Below are 23,700 nucleotides of genomic sequence, written 5' to 3'. Positions count from 1 at the left end.
CGTATCGGGATTCCGCCGTTGCATCAGCCTTTTCCGATTACCGTTAATTCTTTCGGATAGCGGGTCAGCACTTCGCATCCGTCCTCCGTGACGAGCACGTCGTCTTCAATGCGTACGCCGCCTACCCCGGGAACATAGACACCCGGTTCGATGGTAAAGACCATGCCTGGACGCAGCTCCTCCTGGTTTTGCCCATGGACGGACGGGTACTCATGAACATCCATGCCGAGTCCGTGGCCAAGACGGTGCATAAAGTACTCTCCGTATCCTTTGGCTTCAATCACACCGCGCGCCGTTTGATCGAGATGGGCGAAGGTTACGCCCGGACGGACCTCTGCGATAGCCGCTTCGTTCGCTGCCAGAACGGTCGCGTAGATGTCCCGAAGCTGATCGCTGATATCTCCAACCGCAAAAGTGCGGGTAATATCAGATACGTAGCCATCAGCGGAAACGCCAATATCAAACAGCAGCAGTTCGCCTTCCCGTACGTCCCGGTCTCCCGGATTGCCATGAGGAAGCGCCGACTTTTCACCGGCCAACACCATCGAAGCGAAAGAAGGTCCCTCCGCTCCGAGGCGCTTCATCTGGTATTCCAGCTCGGCAACTAACTCCGTCTCGGTCACACCCGGCTTTACTTTTTTCACAGTTTCATCAAGAGCGTCTTCGACCAGCTTGACTGCGTGTTTGATCCTTGCCACTTCATCGGCTGTCTTGATCAGGCGCATCTCTCTGAGAGGCTCTTCGATATCGACATAGCTTCCGGCAGAGACGAGTGCACTCATCGCTTCGAAACGATCTAGGGTCATATGGCTTTTTTCCAGCCCGAGCTTGTTTAATCCGGAAGGAAGCGCTTGTTTCAACACTTCATACGGGTTATCGGTATCCGTATGGGTCAAGATTTGTTTGATGCCTGACGCTTCTGCGGCTGCTTCCCGGTCCAGTGCCGGAACGATCAAGGAAGGTTCTCCAGCGGCCGGAATAACCAGGCCCATGAAACGTTCGTGCGGCTCGGTCAAAAAGCCTGTCAGGTAGTAAACGTGCTTAGGCAGTGTAATCAAAGCAGCGTCTATCCCTTGCTTTTGCAAATAAGCAAGAATGCGCTGAATGCGTTCTTGATACAAACGGGTCAACCGCCTTTCTTTGGGTATCATACTGCGAGGATACCATTTCCTTGCCAAAAAAAGAAGCGAACGGACGAAAAAACTATGCACAGGTAAGGACAGGATAAAGGGGAGGTGAATGAAAAATGAGCGAAAATACAATCGTTCCAACTGCAAATAGCTCCAGGCTGGCTGTTCAGCTTTACGGCAGCGGCCAGCCGCTTGTATGTATCCATGCACCTGGCATCGGGATGATCAACTTTTCCCGTTTGCACGGGTTGGCCGAGCACTTTCAACTCATCCTGCCTGATCTTCCCGGTCACGGAGCGAGTCAACCGCTCTTTGTCCCCTTTACGATGGCCGATCTTAGCGAGACGCTGGAGGAGATGATTCATGCTCTTGGACATAAACGAGTCGTCGTAATGGGCTATTCCCAAGGTGCTTCTCTCGCACTGGATTGGTGCCTGCGCCATCCAGATTCCATCGCGGGCCTTGTACTTATCAGCGGTTTTTCCGAGGTGAATGAGCTGTACCTGCACTCCCGCTTTTATTTGGCCGAAGCCATTGCCAAGCTGGGAGGAGTGAGCTTGCTAGCCCGCTCGACGGCTTCCTCACACCTGGACAAGCAGGCAGATAAAGAACAGTGGATAAAGCATGCCAGCCGTACGGACGCCAAAACTCTTCATCACCTGTACAGGATCGGACATCACTATCGCTGTACAGAGCGGTTGCATGAGATCAAGCAGCCTGTGCTGCTCGTATACGGCCAGCAGGACAAGCACATGCATCCGTACGGCGAGCTTCTGGAAAAACATCTGCCCAAAGCCAAACTGGTTGCTGTCCCTGGCGTAAAGCACCAGATCGTGACTCGCGCTGCCTCGTCTTTGAGTCGCCTTTGCAGAGAATTTATCGGTTCTCTCCCCGGTTCTTCGGTCTGATTGTCCTACGGGATAACATAACAACGATACGGGATTACACAAACCGGTATGGCTCCCTGCCCTTTATCACCGTCGCCGGCGTCTGTATACTGAGTCAACGCTTATCCGGGCCTAAGCGTCAGGTTCGCCGATAGGAAAAAACCCCGAATCAAGCCTCGCTTATTTCGGGGTTTTTCGTTACCGTGCTCATGGTAGCATCGTCTGCCAACCACAAAAACGATTGCTGCTCCTAGTTTTTCATCCGCGGATCCAGCGCATCGCGCAGCCCGTCTCCGATCAGGTTAAAGCCAAGTACAGTCAGCATGATGGACAAGCCCGGGAAAATAACTGTCCACGGCGCTTTTTGAATATACTGGCGGGAGTCGGAGAGCATCAACCCCCACTCCGGCTGAGGCGCTTGCGCTCCCAAGCCGAGAAAGCCCAAGGCTGCCGCTTCAATGATCGCGGTCGCAATTCCAAGTGTTCCCGTCACGATGATCGGAGCCAAACTGTTAGGGAGAATATGCTGAACGATAATATGTGAATGCTTTGATCCGATCGCCCTGGCGGCCATCACGTATTCTTCTTCCTTCAGACTAAGCACCCGCGAACGGACAAGACGTCCATAGGTGGGCACATTCACGATCGCAATCGCAAGCAAGGCATTCTCCAGAGATGGACCGAGTATAGCTACAATCGCAATCGCCAACAGAATGCTGGGAAACGCAAGCATAATATCAAACAACCGCGAAATGAGCGTATCGATCCATTTGCCGTAGTAGCCGGCTAACAGGCCGAGGAAGGTCCCGGCAACGATGGACCCGATCACGGCAAACAGCCCTACTCGCAGTGAGATCTGCGCGCCGTAAATCACACGGGTAAAGACGTCCCGCCCGTTGTAGTCCGTACCAAACCAGTGTTCAGCAGAGGGAGGCAGGTTTTTATCAACCAGTTCTCCTTTGTCGTATTCGTACGGGGTGATAAACGGTGCCAGGATTGCGAGCAAGACGAAGAAAAGAATGATGCAGAATCCGAGAATGGCCATCTTGTTCTTGCGCAGGATCCTCCAAGCATCGCGCCACGGAGAGGAGATCGGCTCATTTATCTGCTTGACTGGTACCGTTTGCACATGGGTTTCTGCCATCTTACTGCCTCCTCAGCGATATTTGATGCGCGGATCGACGTAAGCGTACAGGAGGTCGACCACCAGGTTAATCAGAACAAAAATCGTTGCGATGACCAAAATTCCTGACTGAATAACGGGATAATCGCGGTTTCCGATTGCCGTATAGATGTATCTCCCAACACCCGGCCACCCGAAAATCGTCTCGGTTAATACCGCCCCCCCGATCAGGAGGCCTACTTGCACCCCCACAATCGTCAGTACGGGAATCAACGCATTTTTCAGGGCGTGCTTGTACACGACAAAAAACTGGCCAAGCCCTTTTGCCCTTGCCGTCCGAATATAGTCGGACCGCATTACTTCGAGCATGCTGGAACGGGTTATCCGTGCAATAATCGCCATCGGAATCGTTCCCAGCGCGATTCCCGGAAGAATCAAGTGCTCCACCACATCTCGAAAATGATCCCAACGACCTGCAAGAATCGAATCAATTATATAAAAATGCGTAATCTCAGCTACTGGATCACGCGGATTGTCACGTCCAATAGAAGGCAGCCACTTCAATTCCTGGGCAAATACCCATTGTTCCATCAAGCCCAGCCAAAATACCGGCATGGAAACTCCAATTAAAGCGATCAGCATGCAAGTGTAGTCAAACCACGAGTTCTGTTTCCAGGCAGAGATGATTCCCGCATTCACTCCGATAAAAACTGCGAACAGCATACTCACCAAAGTCAACTCAATCGTCGCCGCCAAGTATGGGCCCATTTCTACGGTAATTGGCGCTTTGGAGTGCAAGGAGACTCCCAAATCCCCTTTTAGAAGATTCCCCAAGTAATGAAAGTATTGCATATACCAAGGGTTGTTCAGCCCCAGCTGTTCCCGCAAATCCGCAAGAGCCTGCGGACTTGCCTTCTCTCCCAAAATCGTCAGTGCCGGGTCCCCCGGGATGGCGTGAATAATAGCAAAAACAATTAGCGACATTCCTAGTAACACTGGGATCAGCATCAACAATCTTCTAATGGTGTAGGCCAGCAATGCCATCTCCTCGCTTTCCTTGCGTCGTCCATCGTTGAACATAAAAGAGAAGGGCAAGAAGAAAGGGTTCTTCTTACCCTTGCCACACTTTACTGAATGTCTACTTTTTCTACGCTCTCGCTGCCTTTTGGATGCGGCTGATAGCCGGTAACACCCGCTTTGGCCGCAATCGGCGGTGTAGAGTGAGCGATCGGAACGAGAGGCGCGTCGTTAAAGATCAGCTCCTGCGCCTTTTTGTACAGGGTTTCACGCTCTTTCTGGTCAGACGTGGACTGCGCTTTCAAAAGAAGCTGATGAACCTCTTCATTGGAGTAGCGAGGAATATTGTTTCCGTTAATGGTATTCTTGTCGAGCAGCGTGTACAGGAAGTTGTCCGGGTCGCCGTTGTCGCCGTTCCAGCCAAGCAGACACATCTCGTACTCGCCTAACCTTGTCTTTTCGAGATACGTAGCCCACTCCATCGTCACGATTTCCGTTTCGATGCCGATTTTCTTTAAATCCTGCTGAATCGCTTCTGCCATCTTTTTGCCGTCCGGGATATACGGACGAGGAACAGGCATGGCCATGAACTGCACCTTGAAGCCATTCGGGTATCCAGCTTCCGCTAACAGCTTTTTCGCTTGATCCAGGTTGTATTCGCGGTCCTTGATCTGGTCGTTGTAACCCCAAAGACTTGGCGGCATTGGGTTGGTAGCCGGTTCGCCAAGGCCGCTGTAGAATGCTTTCACCATCTCGGGCTTGTTGATCGCGTGGCTGATCGCTTGACGCACCTTTGGATTGTCAAACGGCTTTTTCTCCGTATTGAACGCGAGGTAACCGACGTTCATCGATGGACGCAGGAGCAGCTGCAGGTCCTTGTTTTCTTTTACCGCTTCCGCATCGTCCGGATTCAGTCCATCCATCAGATCGATCTCTCCGGACGTCAGCGCTGTCAGACGCGCTGTATTTTCCGGAATGACCTTGAAGATGACTTTGTCCAGCTTCGGATACCCCTTGTTCCAGTAGTCCGGGTTTTTCTCCAGGGTGATGATGTCATTGCGCTTCCAACCCGCAAACTTGAATGGCCCGGTACCTACAGGCTCATCTCCCAGCTTGCCTCCTTCAATCGCTTTTGGCGAAGCGATGGCAAACGGCGACATGCCCAGGTTTGCCAGGAACGGGGCTTGGGTCCTGTTCAAAACGAATTGAATCGTGTGTGCGTCCACAACCTTGATCTCTTTGATTACGTGATCAGGATCGCCTTTGTATCCCCCAAACATGTCATTATAGTAGGGGAATCCCTCTGGATTGTGGTATTTGTTGCTCTTGTCCATCCAGCGGTCGAAGTTGAACTTGACTGCTTCCGCATTGAAGTCCGTACCATCATGGAACTTTACGCCCTGGCGAAGCTTGAAGGTGTAGGTCAAGCCGTCCTCGGAAATTTCCCAGCTCTCGGCCAGTCCGGGTATAACCGTCGTGTTTGTATCCTCATAGCTCACGAGCGTTTCATAAATGTTTTCAGTCACCCTGAATGTTTCGCCATCCGTTTCCCGGATCGGATCCAGACTTTTCGTGTCAGCCCCACGTCCAATAATCAGCTGCTTCGGCTCGTTCTTTGCGGGCTCTGCTGGCGGCGTCTGCTGCTGAGCTTGTCCCTGGTCGCTCGGCTGTTGAGCCGGTTGCGAGCTTGAGCACCCTGCAAGGACCATGGAGAGTGCGAGCAGGCTACTCATCGCTGCAGTAAGAACCTTCTTCTTCATGGATGAATTCCCCCTTTTCCATTTTCCGCACATCTCTTCTCTGCTTTTCTCACTCAACGTTGTCTTGCATCCCCCCTTTGAAAGGAATTCGCGAGGCAGCGTCATGCGTTGTACAGATGGCACGCTACGAAGCGGCCACCGCCGACGTCCCGAAAGTCCGGACGAACCTGTCGGCATTCGTCTGTTACATGCGGGCATCGCGTGTGGAAGGTGCATCCTGTCGGGGGGTTGGACGGACTGGGTACATCTCCCTGCAGGATGATACGCTCCCGTACCGCATCCGGATCGGGAGAAGGTACTGCTGAAAGAAGCGCTCGGGTGTACGGATGCAGCGGCTGGCGGTAAAGCTCCTCGCTCCGGCTAAGCTCTACCAGCCTGCCCAAATACATGACTCCGACACGGTCGCTGATATGCCGGACGACACTCAGGTCGTGGGCGATAAACAAATAGGTCAACCCCAAGTCTCTCTGCAAATCTTGCATGAGATTGAGCACCTGGGACTGAATCGAAACATCCAGGGCTGAAACGGGCTCGTCTGCCACGATCAGCTTGGGATTGAGCATCAGAGCCCGGGCGATGCCGATCCGCTGCCGCTGGCCGCCGCTGAACTGATGGGGATATCGCGTCGCATGGTAGCTGGAGAGACCAACCACTTCAAGCAGCTCCCTGACGCGCTCTTTTCGTTCAGCCGGAGAACCGATCCCGTGCACCCGCAAAGGCTCCTCCAGAATCTTTTCAATATTATGACGAGGGTTGAGAGAAGCGAACGGATCCTGAAAAACAATTTGCATATTGCGCCGCATCTTGCGCAGCGCTTCTCCCTGCAAGCCGATGATGTCGGTCCCGTCGAACACCACTTCTCCAGAGGTGGGCTCGATCAGCCGCAAAAGGGAACGGCCCGTCGTCGATTTCCCGCATCCGCTCTCTCCTACCAGCCCAAACGTCTCCCCTCTCTTCACGGTAAACGAGACGTCATCTACGGCTTTGACGACGCCTACCTCTTTCCCGAATACGCCGCCTGTGATCGGGTAGTATTTCTTCAGATTCTTGACGATGAGCAGATCTTCAGCCACCTGCATGCTCCTTTCGGGATTTATTTACGTCATCCAGCAGCGGGCACGATGATTGGCTCCCACTGTCTTCAGCTCCGGCATCTGCGTCCGGCACTTGTCGTCTGCCTGTTCGCACCGCGGCGAGAACCTGCACCCCATCTGTATCGAGCCGGGTATCGGGACGTTTCCGGGGATGGAATAAAGCCGTTCCTGCGATACTTCCAGCTTGGGCAAGGAGTTCAGCAGGCCGATGGTGTATGGATGCTTCGGTTCTTTCAGGATCGTCCGAACATCGCCCTCCTCCACCACATTGCCCGCGTACATGACGACAACGCGATGACACATTTCCGCTACCACGCCCAGGTCATGTGTAATCAGCAAAATAGCCGTTCCCGACTCTTTATTCACATGCCTCATCAAATCGAGGATCTGAGCCTGGATCGTCACGTCAAGCGCTGTCGTTGGTTCGTCCGCGATCAAAAGCTCCGGATTGCAGGCCATCGCCATCGCGATCATGACCCTCTGGCGCATCCCGCCCGAAAGCTGGTGCGGATATTCGCGGACAATTCCTTCCGCCCTCGGAATGCCTACTTTTTTCAGCATCTCTACAGCGCGCCCGAGCGCTTCTTTTTTGCCCACTTTCATATGCAAGCGAATGGCTTCCCCGATCTGGTCGCCTATCGTATAAACAGGGTTGAGCGAGGTCATCGGCTCCTGAAAAATCATCGCGATTTCGTTTCCGCGAATCTCTCTCATCCGCTTTTCGCTGGCCAACACGAGGTCCTCCCCTTTAAATTTGATGGAGCCTCCGACAATCTTTCCCGGGGGGTTGGGAACCAGTTTCATGACAGACAGGGAGGTTACGCTTTTTCCGCACCCGGACTCGCCGACGATCCCGAGCACTTCTCCCTTGTTTACGGTAATGGTGACACCATCGACCGCCGGTATTTGCCCGCGGTCTGTAAAAAAGTGCGTTTGCAAGTTTTCGATTTCCAATACTGGCTGTGACATGCAGGTGCACCTCTCTAACCTTTATATTCCATGGGACAAGATGACTAACTGTCAACATTATGCCATTAATCCAATTTTTTGGCAACATATTAAATTTAGAAAATTACAATTAGGCTAAACATATTAAATATTACCTATAACGGAACCAAATGAAGAAAAGCCCGCATGGCGGGCTTGTTTGCATCCTCTTGCTTTTTCGCCAATCTGTTTGTCCGTAAACTACTCTTATGGGTCAAAAATACTGGCTAGCCACTCGATTGCGACCCTGGCGCCGTCTTTTACGATCTGACCCAAGGATTGCCCTGCATTGCTCATGTAGTTGACCACCTGACCGGGCGCTGTCTGGACTTGCTTGCCCATCACGGCGATTTCCATTTTCCCGTTATCTATCTTTTTGATGGAAAAGGTTTGCGGCGGCTGCTCCGGCATTCCGCTCACCTTCTGGATGCCGCGCTCCGCCGTTTGCAAGCCCAGCACCACTCCGATCAGCAGGACGAATAAAAGTCCTGTCAGCTTTACCGTCACATTCATTCCCACTCACCCTTTCGCGGGCGGCCCTGTTTCGGGCTTCGTTACCTTCTCCGCCTGCCAATAGTACTCCGCGAATACGTCTGCGATCGCTTCTGCCGTATTGAGCGACTCCTGCAGCGTATTTTCCGTGCCTCCGATCTCTATTAACAGACTTCCCGGTGAAATGGACTGATTATACTCGCCGTGATCAGTTTTTGCCCCTTTTTCCAGCTTGCCGCGCGACAATCCCGGATACTTCTTCTCCATAATCTGATGAAGAGCGTCGGCAAAGGCTTCGTTTTTCTCGTAGTTTTTGTTGCGTTTGCCGACGACGAACAGCGTTCTTGCATACGTTTTTCCCTTGATGGTGACGGTCGTTTCCTTTCGCGGAAGCGTATCGCGATGAAGGTCGAAGAAATAGTGGAGCTCCCGGTTTTTTTCGGTTGCTGTCCGTATCGCTTGCAGGGATTCTGCGTAAGAATGCGTATAGTCTCTGCCTTTGTCCAGCAAACGCTGATAAATGTCATCCCGATTTACATCTGCCCCGATCCCGAGGTCGTTCAGCTTTTCGGCGAGATGCTCTCCTACCAGTGAAATATTTCGTTTTGGATGATTGACGGATGTCCCGACCTGCTTTGTCTCGCTCAGCCATGACTCGCGGTTGTGGGAGTGGTACACATAGACGATTTTTTTGTTGCCTGTCGTAGGTCTTGCTGCAGGATCTTTTTTATTGTCTTCTGCTGCCGGGGCAGTCGCTTCTACGGCCGGCTCCGCGTTGGCAGCGGGAGGAGATGCATCGATCACCTGCTTTGGAGCAGGCGGGTACTCGGCATAATGTTCGGCGAGCGCCGTTCCCTCTCCCTCATTGCCAAAACGCGGAGCTTCCCCTGTCAACAATCCGGGGATCTCTCGGCCCAGCAAGCTGCGCAAATCGCCCGGATTGATGCTTGTCGCAAGCTGAAACATGAAGCCAGTCACGCTGTTTGCCCCTCTGTCTGTCGAGGCGTGTACAGTATCAGTCAGGGCAGGAATCTCCTGGCCCATCCATTTCAGCATGTGCAAGCTGGACACGTGGGCGGCTGCCTGTTGAACCGCAGTCGAGACGATCATGACGCGATTTCCGCCGAGGGACATCAGTCCAGTCACTACAAAGAGAAAGGCGGTAAGTATGGAAAGGATAATAAATTGACGTTGTATCAGGGGTGCCATCTGTCTCCTCCTCATGCTGCGGCGTTGACAATCCAAGACGACCTGCTCGTCGACCGCTTGTCTATGCTTTAGCCTATGAGCGTCATAGAGACGATAGAACCCCTTCCTAGCTTTTCTCTCAATTGTGTTTTGCTTGCGTTTTTTTGCGGAGGTTGGGACTTGTCTGCTCCGCTTGTGTTCGCCGTTTACGCTCCCTCAATGCGTATATGCGGCACTGTTTTGACCGTCCACAGCACGGTGAAGAGCACGATTCAAACCGGTCGCGATCACGTTGGCGACCCCCTCGATAAAATCGTCTACCTCTTTTGGCGTAACTACCAAATCCTGACCAAGCGGGCGCAGAACTTCATGGATCAGTTGCTGCTTCTCTTGTTCGGGAAGCGAGCCTACCAATCCCATAAAGGTCTTCCTCGACTCCATGTCCGGCAGGTCCTCCTCGGTGTACGGTTCCTTCCGCTCGGGGAGCGAGCTCATCGCCAGCTTGTTGAATGCCCGGCTGCTCTCCTTCATGGATTGACCGAAATGGCCGAGCAGATACGTAATCGCATCGTTCACAATCGTCGAGGCAAAAACAACTGTCGGAACGCCGATCGCGATTACCGGAACACCAAGCGTCTGTTTGTCGATTGCCTTCCGCTTGTTGCCGACGCCTGATCCCGGATGAATACCGGTATCGGAGATCTGGATCGTGGTATTTACCCGATGGAGCGCCCGCGAGGCCAAGGCGTCAATGCATATGACGAAGTCAGGCTTGCTCTTTTCCACCACGCCGAAAACAATTTCACTCGTCTCGATGCCGGTAATGCCGAGTACCCCTGGGGACAAGGCGCTTACCTCCCGATACCCTTCCTCTACCGACTCTGGTGCAAGCGTAAACAGATGGCGAGTCACCAGGAGGTTCTCCACGACCATTGGTCCCAGAGCGTCCGGCGTCACATTCCAGTTTCCCAAACCGACGACGAGCGCCTTTTTGTCCTCCGTAATCCCCAGGCGTTCAAGAAAAGCGGCAAACTCTTTTGTAAAGCGCCGCGCGACCTGCTCTTCGACCGCTGTATCGTTGTCCCGCAGCTTTGGCACTTCGATGGTGATATAGTGGCCTGGCAGTTTCCCGATAGTTCTCCCCGCCTCCTCGGTTTCCACCTGCAGACGGGTAACCTTGATTCCCCGCTCGCTGTCATCCGTTTCAATCCGCACTCCCGGCATGACATCGGAAGCGCTCTGCTGCTCTTGTACCAGCTCATGTGCCTCCAGAGCAAGGTCTGTTCGTATAGCGTACCTTGACAAGTCGATATTGTGTTCCATCACCGTGACACTTCCTTTCCCCATTTTGTTCCTGCTACTAGCTTGCTTGAATCATCATTTTTTATTCCGAATCCTTTCTTGCAAATGGGTGAACTGCATGCTAGAATATGTTTTGTTGTATGTATTGCACGCCCATGGTCGTCTAAGGAGGTGACACACATGCCAAACATTAAATCCGCGATTAAACGCACCAAGCAAATCGAAAAGCGCCGCGCACAACGTGCTTCTCAAAAGTCCGATCTGCGTACTGCTGTGAAAAACTTTGAGAAAGCGGTAGCTGCTCAAGATGTAGATTTGGCGAAATCCACTCTTCTGGTGGCTGTGAAAAAGCTGGACAAGGCCGCTACGAAAGGTCTCATTCATAAAAACGCAGCAAACCGTCAAAAGTCTCGCTTGATGAAAAAGCTCAACGTTCTGTCTGCTCCTGTAGCGTAACGTTGAACCGGAAAAACCCGCGAACATTTCGTTCACGGGTTTTTTGTTTGAAAAAATTTGTCGCATCGCTGTTCTGAAGCTCGTTTTTTCTTCTGAAGCGACGCCTTTCTCTAGCAAACAGAAAGGCAGCGTCCTGGACGGACAAAAAGCCAAACGGTCAGGACCGCTTGGCTTTCATCCTTTCCTCAAATACGCGCGTCATAAACAGCTCCAGAGCCAGCCGCTTGTCCACCTGTCCCGACTTCATCCGGAAATCCTCTTCCGCCAAAATGGCAAGAAGCTTGCGAAGCGCCTCTTCTGAAAAATAGCGGGCCTGTTCTCCCGCCTTTTTCACTGCATATGGATGAACCTTCAGCATCCCGGCCAACTGCTGTTGCGAATAGCCCTTGGGCGCCCATTGCCGGACGTGCAGCAACAGACGAAATTGTCTGGCCATCAGCGCGAGCAGACGAATCGGCTCTTCTCCCGTCTTCAAACAGTCGTACAGCATGCGCAGCCCCTTGTCCAGCCTGCCTGCGGCGATCTGTTCGATCAGGGCAAAAACGTCTTGCTCCAATGTCCGAGAGGCCAGCTTCTCGATCACTTCGTCTGTAATCACGCCGCCCTTCCCGCCAACGTACAAAGACATTTTTTCCAGCTCTTTGTCAAGCAGGCGCAAATCTCCGCCGATCCGCTCCGCCAGCTTGGCTGCGAGCGATCTCTCCATACTGGTTTCGTATTTCTGGGCTTGACGCTCGATCCATGCGTACAAATCCGAATCTCGCAGGTGCGGAAACGGGATTACCCTCGCTTTTTGCTGCAAGCTTTTCACCAGTTTTTTTCGTTCGTCCAGTTTATCTGCATCCGTGTACAGAATCAGTGTCGTGTATGACGGAGGTTGCTCCAGATAAGGAATCAGGACATTCGGATCGCTCTCGTGCTTCGTCTGCGGCTTGCTGCCTGTCAAAAAATACGCTTGCTTGGCGATAACCAGGCGATGCTCCCCCAGAAAAGGCAGCGTCTCCGCATCCTGCAATATGTGAGACAGCGGGGTTTCCGTACAGTCGTACACGCTCAGGTTCAAATCCGCGTATGCCGGATCGATCATTTCCCGCTTTGCTAGAGTCATGAATTCCTCAGCGAGAAAGGACTCGGGTCCGTAAAGTACATAAATCGGAGCGAACTGTTTTTGTCTGATCTCCCGAATTGCCGAAAGAAGCGGCATGATGTCCCCCCCTAAGGTCGTATTCGGTGTAATTATAGCATAGACGTGCACCTGCAAACGAAAAAACCGCAACCCATCAGGTCACGGTTTTCTTCCGTTGGCACCTCTATGTAAACGTTTTGGGGAGAAGCCCCGGGATACCTCCTCCCGAAACGGTAAGCAGGGGGTGCTTGATACTTTACTATACGCATCCCTTGCCGGATCGGTGCCAGTACACTTGTCATCATTTGCTTTCGACACGAGGGATTCCTAGTCAATCCTCATCGTCTTTGTCCTTGTCTTGACGATCATCTTGATCATCGTCGTCATCTTTCTTCTTGTCCTGCTTTTCCTTTTCTTTTTCCTTTTTTTCTTTTTCCTTCTTCTTCTCTTCTTCATCCGGTACTGCTACACCGTACGGAAAGGCAGGCTTCTCGTCCTGACCTTTCACGGCCGGCTTCGGTGGGGGCTTGGGCACGTTTGGATCAGGCTTTTGCGTTTTTGCTGGAACCTGTTGCTGCTGTTGTTTTACTGGCGTTGTCTTTTGTTTTGGAGTCTGTCGTTTAACCGGTTGTTCTTTCTGGGACTGCTCCTTCTCCTCCTCAGGTACGATAGGTTGAGATGGATTATTGCTGGGAGGGGGAGTGGGCGGCCCCACTACAGCCGGTTGGACCTCTTCTGGAGGCTGGACCGACGTTCCTTGCCGGTATTCGTCTTCATCCGGGGAACTTGCGGGATTCCCCATTACTACAAGGCCGATCAACAAACTGGCAGCAACAACACCGCTTCCGATCCGCGCCGTCCACAGGGTGACGCGGTTCCACTTTCGCCGCTCATGCACGGGTGATGTTTTCGCTGTCAACTGCTTTGGCTCCAGCTTCGGCAAAATCTCCTTTTCCGAGCCGGCTGCGGCAGCTGGCCGGACCTTCTCGGACTCCAGCTGCGGCAAAATCGTGTCGACAATACTAAACCTCGGTGTCACAGGGGGAAGCTGTTCCAACTGCTCGGATACTTTTTTCAAACGGTCATACATGAGCTGCATGCTTGGCTTCTTTAGGAGTAAGTCATGAAGCTGCCGCTTCTCTTCCGGTGAGAGATCTCCATCCAGATCCCGCTGCATGCATTCCCAAATTTCTTCGTCGGTCATCAACCTATCCCCCCTTTCTCGTAGTCGTGCAACAGCTCTTGAAGCTGTTGTCTGGCCCGAAACAAGTACGACTTGACAGTGTTTAGCGGCAATTCCAGCGCTTCGGCAATCTCCTGATAAGAGAAGTCCTCCAGATAGCGCAGGACGACTACCATGCGATACTGCTTTGGCAATTTTCCAATTGCCGCTTTTATATCTTGCGACAAACTGTTGAGAAGGATTTCGTCTTCCACGTTGTTACGATCAGGAATGATTAACTCGTGCTCGTCAATCGAGACCGTCTCTTTCTTCGCGCGAAATTTATCCATGCAGACATTGCTCACGACCCGCTGTACCCATGTGGAAAATTTCGCCTTCTCCTGGTACGTATCTATTTTACGATAAATCCTGATCAATGCTTCTTGTGCGGCATCGAGAGCATCCTGTTCATTGCCAAGGATGTAAAAGGCGCTACGGTAGACAGAGGTCTCAATTGTGCGGAGGAGCTCTACAAGCGCTTCATGATCCCCGGATTGCGCTTTCCTGATTAACTCTGCTTCTCCCATATTCTCCTCTCCCTCCTACAGACGGGGCGCTGTTAAAAAAGGTTGCAAGTATTTATGTATCGGAAATTTGCGTCTCCCAATAGATGGAGTCTTTCCGGATCACGAGTGTGATCGCTCCCTGCAAATCGGTTCGAAATACCTTTGCACCCGCTTCATGTAATCTTGTTAGTACCGCAGGCGAGGGATGCCCGTAGCGGTTTTTTTGTCCGGCAGAAATGACGGCGTTTTTCGGTTGTATGGCAGCCAGAAAATCGGCAGTAGTGGATGTGCGACTGCCGTGATGGCCTACTTTCAAAACATCTACAGACGGAGACAGCTTCCCCGCCAGCAGTTGATTTTCCCCTCTTTCCTCCAGATCACCGGTGAAGAGTACGGTCTTACCGTACGCGGTAAGCTGGAGCACAACAGATGCATCGTTGCCCGTCTGTGTGCCGCTCCCATCAGGATGAAGCCAAACCCACTCCACCCCCGGACCATCCGTCCAGGCTAGATCAGGCCTCCCTGTCAGTACCGGGATACGGCGCTCGCGGAAACGCGCAATCAGGCTCTCTTCTTCTTCACGGGGAGATGAGCCATTTACTAGTACGGCACCAATCGAAAAGCGCGATACGAGTGCTCCCATCCCTCCGATGTGGTCGTGATCCCCGTGCGTCATCACCACATAGTCGATCCGTTCTATTCCCCTTGCCCGTAAAAACGGGGCTACGATATCTTTACCTACCTCAAACGGATCGCGTTTTTTCCTCCAGGAGTCCCTGTTCCGGTACACAGGTGTCCCTCCCGCATCAATTAAGTATACCTTCTTTTTACCAATCTCGACAACGATAGAATCCCCTTGCCCTACATCCAGGAAGGTAATTCGTACTTCTTCAGTCCCTGAAAACGGCTGCCTGGCTAGGATGAGCAAGAGAAAATAGACCGCTACGTAGAGCCAAAAATCCCTGCGCCGATGGTAGCCGTTTTTCCATAATATCGGGAGCAAAACCAAAAAGACGGCATAGGCAATCATCCACCACAAATCCGGATGCGGCCAATAAGAAAACGGAACATTTGTCTGATGGAGTCGAAATAAGGGATCGTGCAGCCACTCCAGTATCCACGATGCCAAACCTGATGGCAGCACGGCCAGAGCAGGATGAAGCAAGCTGACGAGCAATGCTGCATACCCTGCGGGAAGCACTACGAGGGATAGGATCGGGACGGCGACGAGATTGACCAGCCAGGATACAGAGTGTGACTGATGAAAGTGATAGAGCAGGAAAGGAAACGAAACAGCCTGTGCGGCAAAGGTGACGCCTAGACTTGCCCGCAGCCAGGAAGGTCCAAACCGTATGCATGCCAGGCTGATCGGGACGTAAACGAGCAAGCCGAGCGTGACGGCAAAGGAAAGTTGAAAGCCGATATGCCACAGTTGATACGGATTGACAGTCAGCATACCGATCAAGGCCCAGCCCCACAGTTCTTTTCCATCCATTTTCCGGCTCATCGCCTGGTACAACAGGCCGATGCCTCCCATGATCCCGGCACGCACGGCAGAAGCGCTGGCTCCGACCAGAAGCACATACCCTGCGAGCATCCCGATCGTGCAAACAAGCGCTGTTTTTCGCGGAACGCCAAGACGTTCGATCCCCCACAGGAACATGCCGCTGACGAGCGTAACATGCAGGCCGGAAATCGCCAGAACATGGCTGATCCCCAGATTGGCGTACATTTCCTGCGTCTCCGGGGAAACGCCGTCAGTTACCCCCAGCAATAGCGAGCTCATATAGCCGGACGTTTCGTCGTCTCTGAATACGCGGTCCAGCCGTTCCTTGGCATCGTTTTGCCATTGATGGAACAGCCTCATCACCCCGGTCCTGGCCTCTCCCCTGACGAGCTCCCCATATTCCGCCTCACCTGTGACGTAAACTCCCTGCCATCTCAGGTAGCGCGCGTAGTCAAATGCGTGCGGATTGCGGGCTCCTGCGGGCAAGCTCAACAGCATCTTGCCCGCAATCCGGTCACCCGGAAGCCATTGCTCGATGGCCATTGCCTCCTGCTCTTGCTCTAATCCAACCCGAAGCGCAATCCGCTCTGCACCGGGCAAATCCTCCATTTGTTCCCTGCTGACCCCGACGCTCTCAACCAGAAGAAAAAAACGTGCCGAATCGCCGTCACGCTTGACAGGTGTCGCAATCTCTCCGCGAAAATGGATCTGCGATTCCTCCGCAGCCGGGACACGCAAATAGGATTGATGCATGCTATCATAGACATGAAAATAAAATCCGCTGCCAATACAGATCAGACTGACGAGGCTCAGCTTCTTTCCAGCCTCCTTGGGAATAAACACGCACACTGCAGCAAGCAGCCCTGCAAAGAGAAACAGCCAGGCAATCGACAAATAAGCTCCGGCAAGTACCCCTGCCAGATACGATAGACTAGCCCCAAAAGCAGTCAAGATATCCCCCTCCCGGATCAAGCATCGGAGCAACCAGTGTACACCGCTTCTCCGGGACAAAAAAAAGACCCTGCTTTTTGTGAGGGCAAAAGCTGCCTGACTGTCGCCCTTCCTTTCATAGAAAAGCGTCTGTTGCCACGGCTGGCACAGCTTCTTGGGCAATTGGAAAGATTGCTTTGACCGTCAATCCGTGATAGAGTTAGCTAGAGCAATCTGAGTGAGAGGAAGAGTCATTTCATATGTGTGGAATCGTATCACTCTACAACAAGCGGCAAGCGCCCGTCCTGCAAGAGACGATTGGCGCCATGACCCGTGTTATCCTGCACCGCGGTCCAGACGATGACGGTTTTCATCTGGAAGACAACATCGCACTGGGCTTTCGTCGTTTAAGCATCATTGACGTGGAAGGCGGCCATCAGCCGCTGTTTAACGAAACACGAGACATTTGGATCATCGGCAACGGCGAAATCTACAACTACAAAGAATTGCAGCAATGGTTGAAGGAGTGCGGTCACGTATTCCATACGGATTCCGACATCGAAACGATCCTGCATCTGTACGAGGAAGTCGGAACCGACGCTCCCAAGCATTTGCGGGGCATGTTTGGCTTCACGATTTATGATTCACGCAATAAACGCCTGTTCGGAGCGCGCGATCAATTCGGGATCAAGCCTCTCTATTATGTTGAGACAGAGGATTCGATTGCTGTTGCAAGTGAAATCAAAAGTCTGTTGGAGCTCCCCGGTGTCAAAAGAGAAGTAAATCCAACCGGCTTTTACCATTATTTGACATTCCAATACGTACCTGACCCGGAAACGATGTACCAGGGCATCTACCGCATCCCGCCTGCTCATTTCTTCATCATCCAGAACGACCGGATTCAGTTGGAACGTTATTGGGACGTGGAATTCAAGCCAGATGAGAGCAAGCCTTTTTCTTACTTTGTCGAAGGCACCCGCAGCATCATGCTGGAGTCTGTTGACAAACACCGGATCAGTGAAGTACCCCGCGGCGCGTTTTTGTCCAGCGGAGTGGATTCCAGCAGTATCGTCGCCATGCTGCGGACTTTCGAGGATGTCAAAACCTTTTCTGTCGGTTCCGACATCCCTGGATACAGCGAGCTGGACTACGCCCGCAGGACCGCACAATTTTTGGGAACCGAACACCACGAGCTGGTGGTAAACGCCCAGCGCTACATGGACGAGTTGCCCAGACTCGTCTGGCATCAGGATGAGCCCGTAGCCGATCCTTCGGCGATCCTGCTTTATTTCGTAGCTCAAATGGCCAGCGAACACGTGACAGTCGTTCTCTCCGGCGAAGGGGCAGACGAGTTTTTCGGGGGTTACAACATCTACCGGGAGCCACATTCCCTGCGCATGTTCTCTCATATGCCCGACTGGATGAGAAGCTCCGTCCGTTTTTTGGCAGAGAAACTGCCTGATCAGGTGAAAGGGAAAAACTTCCTGATCCGCGGCTCCAAAACGGTAGAAGAACGCTTTTTTGGAAATGCCCTGATCTTCAGTGAAGAAATGAAGGAACGCGTGGTCACACAGGATATCCTGCACTCGGAGTCATATCGGACCCCATGGTCGGTCACGGAGGAAATTTACAAGCGTGCGCAATCACTTGACGATGTGACCAAGATGCAGTATCTGGACATCCATACCTGGCTGCGCGGCAACATTTTGATGAAGGCAGACAAGATGACAATGGCCAACTCATTGGAGCTGCGCGTGCCTTTCATCGATACAAAAGTATTTGAATTTGCGGCTACCATCCCGACCAAATACAAAATTGCCAACGGCACGACGAAGCATGTTCTTCGCGAAGCCATGAAAGACTTCCTGCCTCCGGAAATCAAGACGAGGAAGAAGCTGGGCTTCCCAGTCCCTACCCGTCACTGGCTGAAAAATGAATTCTACAAATGGGCCAAGGAGCTTATTTTTGAGTCCAAGGTAGATCATCTGATCAACAAGGCGTACGTTCTCTATATGCTCGATGAACATCGCGAGGGCCATGCCGACTACAGCCGAAAAATCTGGACCATCCTGATCTTCATGCTGTGGCATCAGATCTTTATTGAGCAAAAGCATCAGTTTGGCCCTTACGTCAGTCCGAGTGTGGAGATTCGCCGAAAAAAGGACTCTCTGGAGAGGATCGGCTAACAGACTGAGGCGGATTGGCTAAGCGAAAGGCTTGCAAGTAACACCCGCTTTCGCTGCTGCAGTCGCAGCGTATTCAAAATCATTACAGGCTTCGCTCGTCGTATGACGGGCGGGCCTTTTTCTTTTTCCCGGGAATTCTCCCTTAGCTTTCCTATACTCGCAGCATTTTTCCTATAATCGCTCCAATTTTCCGATACTCGCTTCATTTTTCCGATACTGGCTGCATTTTTCGAAAAATTTGCGTACTCCCGCTGTCATTTCGTAGGATGCCTGTAGATGCAGGCAGTCCATCAAATATGCCTGCTCATCACGGAGGTGTTTACATGCTGTATGACTTGTGGGAGCGCTACCGCCGGTACATACTCATAAGTCTCGCGGTTGTCTTTGCAGGAGTAAGTTTTTGGATCTACAGAGCACAACAAAATACGGTGCACGCGGGCAGTCCGTTTCAGGAGGTGGCGTCGGCCAACGAATCGGATATAACGCTTGCTTCATCCGAGTCGTTACTGCCTGCTGCCGTCTCCAATCCCCAACAGCAAGGCGGAGTTGTATCAGAAATGGGGGTGCACCGGGCAGGCAGTCCATACACGGCGTTATCGGGTGCTGGTGCTTCGTCAGAAGGCGTCTCTTTAGGCGGCACCTCTTCAGGGAGCGTTTCTTCTGGCGGTGCTTCTTCTGGCAGTGCTTCTTCTGGCAGTGCTCCTTCAGCCAGTGCTTCATCAGCCAGTGCTTCCTCCAACGGCAGCGGGAGGACTGGCGCTTCCCCTCCTCTCCTCTATGTAGATGTCAAAGGAAAAGTAAAGCACCCCGGGCTTTATGCTTTGGAGCCGGGAGCAAGAGTGGCGGACGCGATCGAAAAAGCAGGAGGAACACTTCCCGACGGAGACGTGGAACGAATCAATCTTGCGGAAAAATTGACTGACGGAAGCGCCATTCTCATTCCTGTAAAAGGAGCCGCCTCTGCTTGTTCACAACAAGATGTGGCTTCCGCCGTCTCCCCCTCTGCCTCCGCTTCCGCTTCGGGCTCAAGCTCCGGAAGCGCCTCTCCTTCCGCCGCCGGCAAGGGGGTCAATGTGAATACGGCCACCCTGGAGGAATTGATGACGCTGCCAGGTGTCGGTGAATCTCGCGCAAAGGCCATTTTGGAATACAGGACAAAAAAGGGAGGATTCCGCTCTCCGGATGAGCTCAAGCAAATCAGCGGGATCGGGGCGAAAATCTACGAGCGGATGAAGGATCAGATCCGCATCCAGTAAGAAGGAGCATGAACGGGCTCGTCATCTCATAGAATGGGGGGAGAATGAGTAGAGGGAGGAAATTCCTATGGAAAGGATCGGCGTTGTTGGAACGGGCAGCATGGGCAGTCTATTGATCGATGCCCTGATTGCGGCCAAAGCCTTGTCTCCCAGCCAATTTATCGCTTACAACCGGACGGTCGCCAAAGCAGAAAAAATTGCCGACCGTCACCCCGGTCTGGTCGTCGCCACGAGCAATGCCCAAGTGGCAAAGGAAGCCGCCGTGCTGCTGCTGTGCATCAAGCCGTCTGAATACAGCAAGGTCCTTGTTGAACTCCGCGATTGGTTGACTTCGGATCATCTTTTAATCACCATCACGAGCCCTGTTTCATTGGAGCATTTGGAGTCGCTCGTTCCCTGCCCGGTTGCCAGAGTGGTCCCCAGCATTACCAATGCCGCAGGCAGCGGCGTCAGTTTATGCGAATTCGGCATGCGCATTACCCCCGAGTGGCGTGACAAGATCCTTCATCTCTTTTCTAGCATCAGTCAACCGGTAGAGGTGCCAGAGCCATTTTTGCGGGTGGCCTCCGATATTACCAGCTGCGGCCCGGCTTTTGTCAGCTACATTCTTCGCCATATGATTAATGACGCTATGGAAGAGACCGGCATTTCGGAAGAAGCTGCCTCCCATTTGGCCATGCAAATGATCATTGGAATGGGGGAGTTGTTTAAAAAGGAGATGTTCTCCTTCCAGGCTCTCGAAAAGCGTGTTTGTGTACCCGGAGGGATTACAGGCGAAGGTCTTATAGCCCTTCAGAACGGCATTCCCGGCGTTTTTCGCGAGGTATTCCGACGCACCCATTCCAAATTTGCAGAAGACGTGGAAATGGTGAAAATCCAGTTGCGAACGGTACCGCCAGCCAATGGCAACGGCCTCCCTTCGTCTTGAAGCATAGAAAAAGGAACGAAGCCTTTTGAATGGCTCCGTTCCTCTTCCTTGGCACTTTCTTAACGAACGACGATATTTACCAGTTTTCCTGGTACTGCAATTACTTTGACGATTGTCTTGCCTTCGATCAGCTCTTTGATCGTCTCATTGTTTCCAGCCATTTCTTCCATTTGCTCTTTGGTCGCATCAGCTGGAATGAGCAGTTTTTCCCGGTTTTTACCGTTAATTTGCAGGACGATCTCCACTTCATCCTCTACCAGCTTGGACTCATCATATTCTGGCCATGGCTCGTAGGACAGTGTTTCCTTGTGGCCCAGTTTTTCCCACAGCTCTTCACAAATGTGAGGAGCAATCGGAGCCAACATCTTCACGAAGCCTTCCATATAGGTTTTTGGCAGAGCTTCAGCGCGGTACGCTTCATTGATGAAGACCATCAGCTGCGAAATACCGGTATTGAAACGAAGGTTCTCGTAATCCTCCGTCACTTTTTTCACAGTCTGATGATACACCCGCTCAAGCGGTTGCAGGTCAGCCTTTGGAGAGATTTTCGTGTTCAACGCGCCATTGTCATCTACGTACAATCTCCAGACGCGGTCAAGGAAGCGGCGTGCGCCGTCGAGCCCTTTTGTCGACCAAGCGATAGAGGCGTCGAGCGGACCCATGAACATTTCGTACAGGCGCAATGTGTCGGCACCGTGGCTGTGAACGATTTCGTCAGGGTTGACGACATTGCCTTTGGATTTGCTCATCTTCTCGTTGTTTTCACCCAAAATCATGCCCTGGTTGAACAGCTTCTGGAACGGCTCCTTCGTCGGTACAACGCCGATATCGTAGAGGAATTTGTGCCAGAAACGAGCATACAGCAGATGAAGAACCGCGTGTTCCGCACCGCCGATGTAAATGTCGATCGGGAGCCATTCCTTCAGCTTTTCCGGATCGGCAAATGCCTTGTCGTTGTGTGGGTCGATAAAGCGCAGGAAGTACCAGCAGCTTCCTGCCCACTGTGGCATCGTATTGGTTTCCCGACGGGCTTTCATCCCCGTTTCCGGATCGACGATGTTCACCCACTCGCTGATGTTGGCCAGCGGCGACTCGCCTGTTCCGGAAGGCTTGATTTCCTTCGTCTTCGGCAGGACGACCGGCAGCTCTGCTTCCGGCACTACCTTCATCGTTCCGTCCTCCAGGTGGATGATCGGAATCGGCTCTCCCCAATAACGCTGGCGGCTAAACAGCCAATCGCGCAGGCGGAAGGTTACTTTTCGTTTTCCTTTGTTGTTCTCCTCCAGCCATTCAATCATTTTACTGATTGCCTGTTCCTTGTTCAATCCATCCAGGAAGCCGGAGTTGATGTGCTCCCCATCGCCCGTATACGCTTGCTTGGATACATCTCCGCCGCGGATTACTTCCTTGATCGGCAGATTGTATGCTTGCGCAAATTCATAGTCGCGCTCATCGTGAGCGGGAACAGCCATTACAGAACCGGTACCGTAACTGATCAGGACGTAGTCGGCAATCCAGATCGGCAGTTTTTCTCCATTTACCGGATTGATTGCGTACGCACCTGTAAACACGCCCGTTTTTTCCTTGGCCAGGTCTGTACGCTCCAAATCGCTTTTCCGTTTGGCTTGCTCCAGGTAGTCTTCAACTGCCTGCTTTTGTTCCGGTGTTGTAATTTTCTCCACCAGCTTGTGCTCCGGAGCAAGCACTGCGAAGGTAGCGCCGTACAAAGTGTCCGGGCGGGTCGTGAAGACAGTGAAGGTCTCGTCGTGGCCGTCAACGGAAAAGACAACCTCAGCGCCTTCAGAGCGGCCAATCCAGTTGCGCTGCATTTCTTTGATGCTTTCCGGCCAATCAAGCTCCTCCAAATCTTCCAGCAGACGATCAGCATACTTGGTGATTTTCAGTACCCACTGTTTCATCGGACGGCGTTCTACCGGATGTCCTCCGCGCTCACTTTTCCCGTCAATTACCTCTTCGTTGGCCAGAACTGTTCCCAATGCTGGGCACCAGTTCACGGCAACTTCGTCGATATACGCCAGGCCATGCTCATACAGCTTGGTAAAAATCCACTGTGTCCATTTGTAATAAGCAGGATCGGTTGTATTGATTTCACGGTCCCAATCGTAAGAAAAACCAAGAGATTTAATTTGACGGCGGAACGTATTGATGTTGCGCTCCGTAAACTCTGCCGGGTCGTTGCCCGTGTCCAGCGCATATTGCTCAGCAGGCAGCCCGAACGCATCCCATCCCATCGGGTGCAGGACATTGTAGCCTTGCATCCGTTTCATCCGGGACAAAATATCCGTCGCGGTATAGCCTTCCGGGTGTCCTACGTGAAGGCCTGCTCCGGATGGATACGGGAACATGTCGAGAGCATAAAACTTCTTCTTGCTCGGATCATCCAGCGTTTTAAAGGTTTTATTCTCTTCCCAATACGTCTGCCATTTCTTTTCGATTTCCTGATGATTGTAAGCCATGATTTGCACTCCTATCGTAGATTCATGAAAACAAACAAATGCTTCGCCCATTAAGAAGAAGAGGGCCACTTCAATAAAAAATAAAAACCTCCCGCCCCCAATCGCGAAACGAAAAGGGACGAGAGG

Annotated in this window: 19 protein-coding genes and 1 other annotated feature (1 of these 20 running past the window's edge); of the genes, 5 read left to right on the top strand and 14 right to left on the bottom strand. The window is 52.4% G+C overall.

Annotated features, from left to right (window positions below; genetic code table 11):
• Window positions 1-23: 23 nt before the first annotated feature.
• Window positions 24-1,121: a Xaa-Pro peptidase family protein gene (locus NST96_RS10300; RefSeq protein ID WP_024984582.1), complete on the bottom strand. Its 1,098-nt coding sequence runs from the start codon at window positions 1,119-1,121 to the stop codon at window positions 24-26.
• 125 nt (window positions 1,122-1,246) lie between these two features.
• On the opposite strand from NST96_RS10300, the gene NST96_RS10295 reads away from it, so the two are divergent.
• Window positions 1,247-2,038 carry an alpha/beta hydrolase gene (locus tag NST96_RS10295; protein WP_024984583.1) on the top strand — a complete coding sequence of 264 codons (792 nt, stop codon included), beginning with the start codon at window positions 1,247-1,249 and terminating at the stop codon, window positions 2,036-2,038.
• A 229-nt stretch (window positions 2,039-2,267) separates the two neighbouring features.
• On the opposite strand, the gene nikC is transcribed toward NST96_RS10295, so the two are convergent.
• From nikC to gpr, 8 genes are all read right to left on the bottom strand, one after another.
• On the bottom strand, window positions 2,268-3,161 hold the full coding sequence (gene nikC, locus NST96_RS10290) for a nickel transporter permease (RefSeq protein ID WP_003390704.1): 894 nt from the start codon (window positions 3,159-3,161) through the stop codon (window positions 2,268-2,270).
• Window positions 3,162-3,173: 12 nt separating this feature from the next.
• A complete protein-coding gene (locus NST96_RS10285; RefSeq protein ID WP_031932405.1) occupies window positions 3,174-4,184 on the bottom strand; it encodes an ABC transporter permease in 1,011 nt (336 codons plus the stop codon).
• Between the two features lie 83 nt (window positions 4,185-4,267).
• Entirely contained in the window at window positions 4,268-5,917 is a 1,650-nt protein-coding gene (locus tag NST96_RS10280) for an ABC transporter substrate-binding protein (protein WP_339167727.1), read from the bottom strand.
• A 101-nt stretch (window positions 5,918-6,018) separates the two neighbouring features.
• The gene (locus NST96_RS10275) at window positions 6,019-6,990 is read right to left on the bottom strand and encodes a dipeptide ABC transporter ATP-binding protein (protein WP_311315133.1); all 972 of its coding nucleotides are present in this window, start codon (window positions 6,988-6,990) and stop codon (window positions 6,019-6,021) included.
• Between the two features lie 24 nt (window positions 6,991-7,014).
• Window positions 7,015-7,980, bottom strand: a complete 966-nt coding sequence (locus NST96_RS10270; RefSeq protein WP_024984584.1) for an ABC transporter ATP-binding protein — start codon at window positions 7,978-7,980, stop codon at window positions 7,015-7,017.
• A gap of 225 nt (window positions 7,981-8,205) precedes the next feature.
• Window positions 8,206-8,511, bottom strand: a complete 306-nt coding sequence (locus NST96_RS10265) for a DUF3679 domain-containing protein (RefSeq protein ID WP_003390715.1) — start codon at window positions 8,509-8,511, stop codon at window positions 8,206-8,208.
• Between the two features lie 6 nt (window positions 8,512-8,517).
• The gene (locus NST96_RS10260; RefSeq protein ID WP_243014382.1) at window positions 8,518-9,699 is read right to left on the bottom strand and encodes a stage II sporulation protein P; all 1,182 of its coding nucleotides are present in this window, start codon (window positions 9,697-9,699) and stop codon (window positions 8,518-8,520) included.
• Between the two features lie 195 nt (window positions 9,700-9,894).
• A complete protein-coding gene (gene gpr / locus NST96_RS10255; RefSeq protein ID WP_003390721.1) occupies window positions 9,895-11,001 on the bottom strand; it encodes a GPR endopeptidase in 1,107 nt (368 codons plus the stop codon).
• A 159-nt stretch (window positions 11,002-11,160) separates the two neighbouring features.
• On the opposite strand from gpr, the gene rpsT reads away from it, so the two are divergent.
• A complete protein-coding gene (rpsT, locus tag NST96_RS10250) occupies window positions 11,161-11,436 on the top strand; it encodes a 30S ribosomal protein S20 (RefSeq protein ID WP_003390724.1) in 276 nt (91 codons plus the stop codon).
• 157 nt (window positions 11,437-11,593) lie between these two features.
• Here rpsT and holA read toward each other — a convergent pair whose 3' ends face one another.
• The 4 genes from holA to NST96_RS10230 all read right to left on the bottom strand — a co-directional run bounded on the left by holA (window position 11,594) and on the right by NST96_RS10230 (window position 16,748).
• The gene (gene holA / locus NST96_RS10245) at window positions 11,594-12,640 is read right to left on the bottom strand and encodes a DNA polymerase III subunit delta (protein ID WP_003390726.1); all 1,047 of its coding nucleotides are present in this window, start codon (window positions 12,638-12,640) and stop codon (window positions 11,594-11,596) included.
• Window positions 12,641-12,893: 253 nt separating this feature from the next.
• Window positions 12,894-13,766, bottom strand: coding sequence for a hypothetical protein (locus NST96_RS10240; RefSeq protein ID WP_039070547.1), 873 nt, complete (start codon window positions 13,764-13,766; stop codon window positions 12,894-12,896).
• Entirely contained in the window at window positions 13,766-14,311 is a 546-nt protein-coding gene (locus NST96_RS10235; RefSeq protein WP_003390730.1) for a sigma-70 family RNA polymerase sigma factor, read from the bottom strand. The genes NST96_RS10240 and NST96_RS10235 overlap by 1 nt, the downstream gene beginning before the upstream one ends.
• Window positions 14,312-14,363: 52 nt before the next feature.
• A complete protein-coding gene (locus NST96_RS10230; RefSeq protein ID WP_342406225.1) occupies window positions 14,364-16,748 on the bottom strand; it encodes a DNA internalization-related competence protein ComEC/Rec2 in 2,385 nt (794 codons plus the stop codon).
• A gap of 239 nt (window positions 16,749-16,987) precedes the next feature.
• On the opposite strand from NST96_RS10230, the gene asnB reads away from it, so the two are divergent.
• From asnB to comER, 3 genes are all read left to right on the top strand, one after another.
• Window positions 16,988-18,913, top strand: a complete 1,926-nt coding sequence (gene asnB, locus NST96_RS10225; protein WP_024984586.1) for an asparagine synthase (glutamine-hydrolyzing) — start codon at window positions 16,988-16,990, stop codon at window positions 18,911-18,913.
• 323 nt (window positions 18,914-19,236) lie between these two features.
• Window positions 19,237-20,169, top strand: a complete 933-nt coding sequence (locus NST96_RS10220) for a helix-hairpin-helix domain-containing protein (RefSeq protein WP_311067609.1) — start codon at window positions 19,237-19,239, stop codon at window positions 20,167-20,169.
• A gap of 67 nt (window positions 20,170-20,236) precedes the next feature.
• Entirely contained in the window at window positions 20,237-21,097 is an 861-nt protein-coding gene (comER, locus tag NST96_RS10215) for a late competence protein ComER (protein ID WP_003390740.1), read from the top strand.
• Window positions 21,098-21,156: 59 nt separating this feature from the next.
• On the opposite strand, the gene leuS is transcribed toward comER, so the two are convergent.
• A complete protein-coding gene (gene leuS, locus NST96_RS10210; protein ID WP_003390741.1) occupies window positions 21,157-23,574 on the bottom strand; it encodes a leucine--tRNA ligase in 2,418 nt (805 codons plus the stop codon).
• 111 nt (window positions 23,575-23,685) lie between these two features.
• Window positions 23,686-23,700: a binding site (T-box leader), on the bottom strand (it continues 285 nt past the right edge of the window).

The organism is Brevibacillus sp. FSL K6-2834 (assembly GCF_038592925.1).
GTDB classification, from domain to species: domain Bacteria; phylum Bacillota; class Bacilli; order Brevibacillales; family Brevibacillaceae; genus Brevibacillus; species Brevibacillus borstelensis.
Note: the sequence above shows the minus strand (reverse complement) of the source record. Positions and strands in the feature narration are given on the sequence as shown.